This window comes from Thiohalophilus sp., assembly GCF_031581315.1.
Taxonomy (GTDB): Bacteria; Pseudomonadota; Gammaproteobacteria; order UBA6429; family Thiohalophilaceae; genus Thiohalophilus.
Genome location: NZ_JAVLAZ010000010.1, coordinates 1 through 4,137, shown reverse-complemented (window position 1 = coordinate 4,137; position 4,137 = coordinate 1). Strand labels below are relative to the sequence as shown.

Genomic DNA, 4,137 nt, shown 5'->3' with positions numbered 1-4,137 from the left:
GAGCGGTTTAACCTCGTCGAACGACCCGTTTGGAGACGTGAACAATGAGTGAGTATATCCAGGCAGGCGAATTACAGATCGACCGTCTGTTGCATACCTTTATTATAGAAGAGGCCTTGCCCGGTACCGGCATCGAGGCCGGGCAGTTCTGGAATGCCTTATCCGAGGCCGTCCACCAGTTTGGTCCGCGTAACCATGAACTGCTCGAACAGCGCGACCAGTTCCAGGCCAGGATAGACGACTGGCATCGGGAACATCCCCGGTTTGATGCCGCTGCCTACAAACAGTTTCTGATCGATATCGGTTACCTGTTACCCGAAGGTGAAAAGTTCACCATCACCACCGCCAACGTGGATGACGAGATCGCGCAGGTTGCCGGCCCGCAACTGGTCGTACCCTTAACCAATGCCCGTTATGCCCTCAATGCCGCCAATGCCCGCTGGGGCAGTCTTTACGATGCTCTCTACGGCACCGATGTGATCGATGAATCTGGCGGCGCCGAACAAACGGCCCAATACAATCCAAAACGCGGTGAGAAAGTTGTTGCCCGGGCGATGACGCTGCTCGATGAGATTGCTCCGCTGGAACAGGGTAGCCACGCCGATGTGCGTCATTACCGGATCATGAACGGGGCTCTGACCATTGAGCTGACAGGGGGCCACTCCACCACGCTAAAGCAACCGGCACAATTCACCGGATTCAATGGCCATACCGACGCCCCCACTACAGTCCTGCTGGGCAACCACGGTCTGCATATCGAGCTGCAAATCGATCGCGATCATCCTGTTGGTAAAACCCACCCGGCGGGTATCAAGGATATCCTGCTGGAAGCGGCACTCACCACCATTCAGGATCTGGAGGATTCAGTCGCCACGGTGGATGCCGAAGACAAGGTACTGGCCTATCGCAACTGGCTGGGGCTGATGCGGGGCAATCTCGAGGACACCTTCTCCAAGGCCGGTAGAATGATGACCCGGCGTCTGAATGGGGATCGGGATTATCTCTCCCCGCAGGGTCAGTCTTTCACCCTGCACGGACGCAGCCTGTTACTGGTGCGTAACGTCGGCCATTTTCTCCACACTGACGCCGTGACAACCCATTACGGCGCACCGATCCCCGAAGGCATACTGGATGGCCTTGTGACCACGTTGATCGCGTTACATGATATCCAGGGCGACAGTGAGCTCGGCAATTCCCGCACGGGCAGCATCTATCTGGTCAAACCCAAGATGCACGGCCCGGAGGAAGTCGCTTTTACCAACGAGTTGTTCGACTTCATAGAGGATCAACTGCAACTGGCCCGCCATACTCTGAAGATGGGCATCATGGACGAGGAGCGACGTACCTCCATCAATCTTAAAGAGTGTATCCGTGCTGCAAAAGATCGGGTGGTCTTTATCAATACCGGGTTTCTCGATCGTACCGGTGATGAAATCCACACCAGCATGGAAGCCGGTCCGATGATGCGCAAGGGGGCAATGAAAGAAAGCACCTGGATCCGGGCCTATGAAAAGATCAACGTCGAAACCGGTCTGGCCTGCGGTTTCAGTGGCAGGGCGCAGATTGGCAAGGGCATGTGGGCCATGCCGGATAATATGAAAGCGATGCTGGCTGCCAAGATCGATCACCCCCGCGCCGGCGCCAACACGGCCTGGGTCCCCTCCCCTACTGCTGCCGTACTGCATGCCATCCACTACCACCGGATCAATGTCTTTGAACAGCAGGAGACCCTCGTCAGTGACGCTCGCACGCCGGTCGATGATCTGCTGGTCATTCCGCTGATGGATAACGCACAACCTGATACTGACGCCATAACGCAGGAACTGGAAAACAATGCCCAGGGTATTCTCGGTTACGTGGTGCGCTGGATAAACCAGGGTATCGGTTGCTCCAAGGTGCCGGATATCAACAATATGGGGCTAATGGAAGATCGGGCCACTCTCCGCATCGCCAGTCAGCACATTGCCAACTGGCTGCATCACGGCCTTTGCGATGCCGAGCAGGTGCTGGCTATCATGCAGCGCATGGCACAAAAGGTCGACCAGCAGAATCGTGATGACCCGACCTATACCCCGATGGGACCGGATTTCAACAACAGTCAGGCATTTCGGGCAGCGTTTGACCTGGTTATCAAGGGTCGTGAACAGGCCAACGGCTATACCGAACCGTTACTCTATTCACATCGGCGCATCGTTAAGGAAAAAGCCCGACCCTGAATCTGGCCAAGTGTTGCAGATGCCAGCACAGAGCAATCGCACAGGCGAGTGCCTGAATAAGCATTCCAAATGCCCTGTCATATTGTTAAAAGATTGCTTCGCTTCGCTCGCAATGGCCGAAAATAAGGGTGTTATTGCGAGGAACAAAGTAACGAAGCAATCTTTGCTGGACCGATGCTCGGAATACTTGTTCAGCTGGATAATGCTAACCACCTTTTACGATATCCATAAAGCTGCGGGGATAATGAACCGCATACCCCTGAGCAAAATGCACGCCCATATCCTGCAACAGCTTCAGGGTATTATCATTTTCAACAAACTCGGCAACAATCATTTTATCCATCGACTGACCAATATCGCTGATCGCATTAACCATGACCCGATCGGTAGCATCCGTGACAATATTGCGTACGAAATTGCCATCAATCTTGATAAGATCAACCGGCAATTGTCGTAAATAACCAAACGACGACAACCCCGAACCAAAATCATCGAGAGCAAAAGTACAGCCAAGATCGCCGAGACGTTCCATGAAGACACGGGCATCTGTGAGACTTCTGACCGCCGCCGTCTCGGTAATTTCGAAACAGATTTTTTCTGCCGGAACGGCATGACGTTCAAACAAACCGACCACAAAATCGAGAAAATCCAGATGATCGAATGAACAGCCAGAAATATTGATATGGCAGGCATCCAGCGTCGCAAGATGCTCCGGATGGCTGCCAAGCTGAACGAGCACATGCTCAATAACCCAGCGGTCGATCAAATGCGCGATATCAAACCGTTCCGCGGCCGGTAAAAAAGCGCCCGGCGGCAATACACGGCCATCCTCATCCCGCATGCGCACAAGCACTTCATAACGTCTCTGCTCCGCACTCGATAAAGAGGTAATGTACTGGGCGTCCATAAACAACCGGTTATCATCAATCGCCGCATGAATGCGACCAACCCATTCCATTTGCTCGTGCCGCTCGACCAGCGCCTGGTCATCGTCATCGACAAGATGAATACGGTTTCGCCCCTGTTCCTTGGCCAGATAACACGCCGCATCGGCCATCCGTAACAAGCTGGTCGTATCCACACTGGCGGAAGTAATCGGCACGATTCCGATACTGCAACCAATATTGAAACTTCGATCTTCCCAGGCAAACCGTGTCGCGTTCAGGGTTTGGCGCAGTTTATCAGTCAGCTCGATCGCCTTGTCGGGATCACAATATTCCAGTATCAGCGCAAACTCATCACCACCCAGGCGAGCCAACACATCGCCTTTGCGCAAATGCTGGCTGAGCATTTCCGCCACCTGCCGCAGCAGATAATCACCAACAAAGTGGCCCGAGGTGTCATTGATAATCTTGAACTGATCCAGGTCGATAAAGCACAGGGCGTGAACGGAGTTTTCATTTCTGGCATGATTCAACGCATCATCCAGATAACGCTCAAATGCCCGGCGGTTAATCAACCCGGTTAACTCGTCGTGACTGGCCTGATAACTCAGCTCGGCCGACAACCGGTGTGATTCGGATATGTCTTCGATAATCGCGAGATAACAGGCATGTGAATCAGTTTGCTCCGCAAAGCGGGATAATGTCACTCTAATCCAGGCTGTCTCGCCATCACCTCGAAGCATGCGCAGCTCCATTGTGTGCGTGGCAAACGGCTCGATGATTATTTCTCCAAAAACGTCCGCCCTGTTTTTTCTATCTTCCGGATGAACAAGCTGTGAATAATCCAGCTTGAGTATTTCTTCTCGGGGATAGCGTAATATCTCACACAGCGCCGGGTTCACCTCCAGCAGGTGACCCTCCTCCGCCATCTGCGCAATCCCTACCCCGGCCTGTTCGAAAGTCGCACGGAACTTTCTCTCGGAACTTCGCAACGCCCGGGTCAGCCGCTGAATCAATGTCATGGCGATAACGCCAAA

General features: G+C 53.5%; 2 protein-coding genes. One reads left to right on the top strand and one right to left on the bottom strand.

Annotated elements, in window-relative coordinates:
* The first annotated feature begins 44 nt into the window (after positions 1–44).
* Positions 45–2,216, top strand: a complete 2,172-nt coding sequence (locus tag RI563_RS02410) for a malate synthase G (RefSeq protein ID WP_310692749.1) — start codon at positions 45–47, stop codon at positions 2,214–2,216.
* Positions 2,217–2,421: 205 nt separating this feature from the next.
* On the opposite strand, the gene RI563_RS02405 is transcribed toward RI563_RS02410, so the two are convergent.
* Positions 2,422–4,122: a putative bifunctional diguanylate cyclase/phosphodiesterase gene (locus RI563_RS02405; protein ID WP_310692787.1), complete on the bottom strand. Its 1,701-nt coding sequence runs from the start codon at positions 4,120–4,122 to the stop codon at positions 2,422–2,424.
* Positions 4,123–4,137 lie beyond the last annotated feature (15 nt).